Genomic DNA, 4,181 nt, shown 5'->3' on the forward strand with positions numbered 1-4,181 from the left:
GATCGAAGCCGATATAGAGGCAAACGGCGCTTACTACGCAGTCGTGCTAAACGCAGGTATCACGCGCGATAATACCTTCGTCGGTATCGAGGACGAGGATTGGTTTGGCGTTGTGGATACGAATTTAAACGGCTTTTATAACGTCCTAAAGCCTGCTCTCATGCCTATGATCCGCGCCAAAAAGCCCGCTCGCATCGTGGTCATGAGCTCGGTCTCGGGGGTCATCGGCAACCGCGGTCAGAGTAACTACGCAGCAAGCAAGGCTGGCCTCATTGGCGCGGCAAAGTCTCTCGCCGTTGAGCTAGCTTCGCGAAATATCACCGTAAACTGCATCGCACCCGGACTCATCGAGACTGATATGACGGACGGCGGCTTGCCGATCGAGGAGATTTTAAAGGCCATACCTGCTAAAAGAGCGGGCAAGGCAGACGAGGTCGCGCCTTTAGTCGAGTTTTTACTAAGCGAGGGCGCAGCCTACATAACGAGGCAGGTTATCGGCGTAAACGGGGGGCTTTGCTGATGCGAGTTTTTATAACGGGCATGGGCATGGTGAGCGCTTTTGGCAAGAGCTGGGATGAGATAAGGGCCAAATTTGAGCTTGGTCGAAACGCCGTGAGATACATGCCTCAGTGGGATAGATACGCCGATCTAAATACCCGCCTGGCCGCACCTATAGAGGGCTACGAGTGCCCTAGCTCGTGGGACCGTAAGCAGTTAAGAAGCCTGGGCACTGTCTCGATGTACAGCGTAGAGGCGGCGGGGCTGGCGCTAAGAGACGCCGGGCTCATGCGTGGTGAAAATTTAGACGCCGCAAGCCTCGATCCTAGCGTACAGGACGGCAGACTAGGCGTCGCGTGCGGTTCGTCTACGGGTAGCACCGAGTCGATACTAGCGATGGCAAAGCTGCTCGAGCGCGGCGAAAACGAGTGCAACGCCAATACTTACATCAAGATGATGCCTCACACTACGGCGGCAAATATCGCGCTTTTTTACTCGCTAAAAGGGCGCATCATCCCGACCTCCTCAGCATGTACGAGCGGTTCGCACGCGATCGGATACGCCTACGAGAGTATCAAAAGCGGTAAGATCGATATGATGCTAGCGGGCGGCGCAGAGGAGCTATGCCCGAGCGAGGCGTACGTGTTTGATATGCTCTACGCCACTAGCGTGAAAAACGGCTCGCCTGAAATTTCGCCTACTCCGTTTGACGAGGAGCGCGACGGGCTAGTGCTAGGCGAGGGCGCGGGGATACTTTTGCTAGAGAGCGAAGAGAGCGCCGTAAAGCGCGGAGCTAAAATTTACGCCGAGGTCGTAGGCTTTGGCTCAAACTGCGACGGCTCGCACGTCACGCGACCGCAGAGCGCGACGATGAAAGGCGCGATGGCTTTGGCGCTAAAAGACGCAAATTTAACGCCCGAAAAGATCGGCTACGTAAATGCTCACGCCACGGCGACTAAGCACGGCGACATCGCCGAGAGTATCGCTACAAACGAGCTTTTTGGCGATAAGATCGCTATCAGCTCGCTAAAAAGCTACCTTGGTCATACGCTGGGAGCTTGCGGCGGTTTTGAGGCGATATTTAGCGTGATGATGATGCGCGAGAAAAGATTTTTCCCGACGATAAATTTGACCCGCGTCGATCCTAGTTGCGCGCCGCTTTTTTACCTGACCGAGCAAACCGCGATAGATACGGACTTTGTTATGAGCAACAACTTTGCTTTCGGCGGAGTAAATACATCGCTGATATTTAAAAGAATTTAAAATTTGAAGGTAAAATATGAAACGAATTTTAGCCGTTTTGCTTTTGATTTGCTCTTTTGCGGCGGCGAAGGACGAGTTTTACGAGCACGATATCGCAAGCGCGCTGGAGTCTAAATTTGCAAAGAAATATCTACTAAAAGATATAAGCTTGCAGTTTTCTAAGCAGACGGACGAGGAGTTAGAGCCCGTAAAATAGCAAAGGCGTAGCAACAAATACCGCGCGGTCGAGGAAGATAGTTTCGGCGACGCGGTAAAAGACCCGCGCGAGGATAACTACAAGGAGTCTTGCGAATACGTTTTTGTTAAGGTTTTGGTCGATCTGCAAACGGCGGCGAAAAATGCGGGCAAAAACAGCGTCGTGAACATACAAGGAAACTATAAGGATAAGTTGCTGGATAGCAAGGATAAATTTCAATGCGTAGTCGGAAATATGGCGACTGCGGTGGCGTTGAAAGCAAATTTGAAATAAGGAGAAAAAATGAAAAAATTACTGGTTTTAGCGGGCGTTTGCGCCTTGGCTTTAAATTTGAGCGCGCGCGACGACGTGCTTAGCTTTTCGATCGAGGAGGCGCTAAGCTCGCCAAAGGCAAAAGAGGTGCTAAATCCAAACATCAAGCTAAGCTTCGGCTCTGGTACGAAAGGCGGCATCATCAAAAGCGGCCTAATGGCAAACAAAAAAACCAACGCCTTTAACAAAAGCGACAAAGAGGCGTGCCAGTGGGCGTTTTTGTCGGCGATAAAGACTTTCCAAGAGCGCGCGGTGCAAGAGGGTGGCGCGAGGGTGGTAAATTTAACCGGCTACTACAAAAAACAGCCTTTTGACTCCAAAACGCAGTTTCAGTGCGGAGCCGGTGCTTTGATGGCCGGCGTAACGCTAAAAGGCGATATCGCGAAATAACGGCGAGAGGGGCGAATGAGGCTAAATTTTAAACTCGATTTTTTTGACGCAGTCGTTTTTAACGGCGTGCAGGACGCGAGGCTAGCGGAATACGAGAGGGAGCTTGACGTCTCGCATGTGTCCCCGCTTGAGCGGCGCAGGCTTAGCCGCGCGGCAAAGTGCGCCTTTGATCTAACCAAAAACATCGCGCCGCTTGATATGCCTATCGTGTTTAGCTCTTATGAGGGCGAGATAAATCGCTGTTTTGAGCTGCAAAATACGCTAGCTCACGGCGAGCTCATCTCGCCGACCTCGTTTTCGCTCTCGGTGCACAACGCCCTTTCCTCGCTTTTAGCGATAAATTTTAAAAATCGTAGTGAAATCTCCGCCGTTTCGGCATACGCGCCGTTAGAGTACGCTTTACTGCAGGCGCATCTGATGCTAAAAAGTGGAGCCAAAAACGCTCTGGTTTTAGCCTATCACGAGAGCATTTCGCAGGAGTATTTTGACGAGTCTGCGCCCTCTTGTATGGTTTGTTTGCTAGTTAGCGAGGGCGAAAATTTGAGCCTATCGCAAAGCGAAATTAGCGGCAAAACGGATGAAAATTTGCTCGTTAAATTCCTGCAAAATTTTGATCCGAAGCAAAAATGCTCTTGGCAAAGCGCGGATAAAAACTCCGCTTGGCGGTGGGATTATGAGCCCTCGTCACGGGTTTAAAATTTTTATCGTCGGGGCAAATTTCGCGCTATTTGGACTCATTTGCGCGCTTGGAAATTTGATCTTTGTTCCGGTTGCGCTTCTTGGGCTTTATAAATTTAAGTTTATCCGAAATTTTTGCCGCGATCTGGTGCGTTTGGCTTGGAGATTTTTTATATTTTCTACTCAAATTTGTGGCTATCAGCGCACCAAATTTGACCTTCCTTTGGGGCTTGGCTCCACCTCGCAGATAATCATCGCAAATCACCCTTCGCTTTTAGACGTCGTCTTTTTGATAGCGCTTATCCACCGCGCAAACTGCGTGGTAAAAGCAAGCCTTGGTAAAAATATCTTCTTAGCTCCCGCGATAAAATCATGCGGATATATCCTAAATACCGCTAACGAGGAGCTCTTGCAAAAAAGCGCGGACGCACTAAAAAGCGGCGAGAGCTTGATAATATTTCCCGAGGGTACGCGCACGGCGGGCGAGATAGTTTTTCATAAAGCAGCCGCCTATATCGCGGTAAATGCGGCAAAACAGCTAGTCGCCGTCGCTATCAAAATGGATCCGCCCAGCCTCAAAAAAAACGAGCCTTGGTACAAAACCCCGAGCGTTATGATAAAATACGAGTTCAAAGAGCTTTTTAGGCTAAATTTAGACGGATTTTGCGCGGATAGGCCAAACCCGATCAGGGCTAGAGAGCTGCACGCTTTTATCAGCGAAAATTATACAAAGGAGTTTAAACAATGAATGAACTAATAGATGAGATAAAAGAGCTCATCATAAAGAGCTTAAATTTAGAGGATATGAAGCCAAGCGATATCGACGAGAACGCACCGCTTTTTA

Annotated in this window: 7 protein-coding genes and 1 pseudogene; all 8 read left to right on the forward strand. The window is 49.8% G+C overall.

What is annotated here, in order from left to right:
- The coding region (gene fabG / locus Q0546_RS03140; protein ID WP_298790455.1) for a 3-oxoacyl-ACP reductase FabG at positions 1-520 on the forward strand (520 nt) is incomplete at its 5' end.
- Complete coding sequence (locus tag Q0546_RS03145) at positions 520-1,761, forward strand: beta-ketoacyl-ACP synthase (protein WP_298790456.1); 1,242 nt, start codon at positions 520-522, stop codon at positions 1,759-1,761. The genes fabG and Q0546_RS03145, both read left to right, overlap by 1 nt.
- Before the next feature lie 16 nt (positions 1,762-1,777).
- On the forward strand, positions 1,778-1,957 hold the full coding sequence (locus Q0546_RS03150; protein ID WP_298790457.1) for a hypothetical protein: 180 nt from the start codon (positions 1,778-1,780) through the stop codon (positions 1,955-1,957).
- Positions 1,958-2,071: 114 nt separating this feature from the next.
- The gene (locus tag Q0546_RS03155) at positions 2,072-2,230 is read left to right on the forward strand and encodes a hypothetical protein (RefSeq protein ID WP_298790459.1); all 159 of its coding nucleotides are present in this window, start codon (positions 2,072-2,074) and stop codon (positions 2,228-2,230) included.
- A gap of 9 nt (positions 2,231-2,239) precedes the next feature.
- Positions 2,240-2,659, forward strand: a complete 420-nt coding sequence (locus Q0546_RS03160; RefSeq protein WP_002946946.1) for a hypothetical protein — start codon at positions 2,240-2,242, stop codon at positions 2,657-2,659.
- A gap of 15 nt (positions 2,660-2,674) precedes the next feature.
- The gene (locus Q0546_RS03165; RefSeq protein ID WP_298790461.1) at positions 2,675-3,355 is read left to right on the forward strand and encodes a beta-ketoacyl synthase chain length factor; all 681 of its coding nucleotides are present in this window, start codon (positions 2,675-2,677) and stop codon (positions 3,353-3,355) included.
- The gene (locus Q0546_RS03170) at positions 3,333-4,085 is read left to right on the forward strand and encodes a lysophospholipid acyltransferase family protein (RefSeq protein ID WP_298790462.1); all 753 of its coding nucleotides are present in this window, start codon (positions 3,333-3,335) and stop codon (positions 4,083-4,085) included. The genes Q0546_RS03165 and Q0546_RS03170 overlap by 23 nt, the downstream gene beginning before the upstream one ends.
- Positions 4,082-4,181 (forward strand): annotated as a pseudogene (locus Q0546_RS11955) (acyl carrier protein); the annotation flags it as partial. The gene Q0546_RS03170 and the pseudogene Q0546_RS11955, both read left to right, overlap by 4 nt.

The organism is uncultured Campylobacter sp. (assembly GCF_937997465.1).
Lineage (GTDB): Bacteria > Campylobacterota > Campylobacteria > Campylobacterales > Campylobacteraceae > Campylobacter_A.

What these genes read in the sequence shown, in the direction of transcription:
- Q0546_RS03145 (WP_298790456.1), top strand. Translation starts at nt 520, where the DNA reads ATGCGAGTTTTTATAACGGGCATGGGCATGGTGAGCGCTTTTGGCAAG.
- Q0546_RS03150 (WP_298790457.1), top strand. Translation starts at nt 1,778, where the DNA reads ATGAAACGAATTTTAGCCGTTTTGCTTTTGATTTGCTCTTTTGCGGCG.
- Q0546_RS03160 (WP_002946946.1), top strand. Translation starts at nt 2,240, where the DNA reads ATGAAAAAATTACTGGTTTTAGCGGGCGTTTGCGCCTTGGCTTTAAAT.
- Q0546_RS03165 (WP_298790461.1), top strand. Translation starts at nt 2,675, where the DNA reads ATGAGGCTAAATTTTAAACTCGATTTTTTTGACGCAGTCGTTTTTAAC.
- Q0546_RS03170 (WP_298790462.1), top strand. Translation starts at nt 3,333, where the DNA reads ATGAGCCCTCGTCACGGGTTTAAAATTTTTATCGTCGGGGCAAATTTC.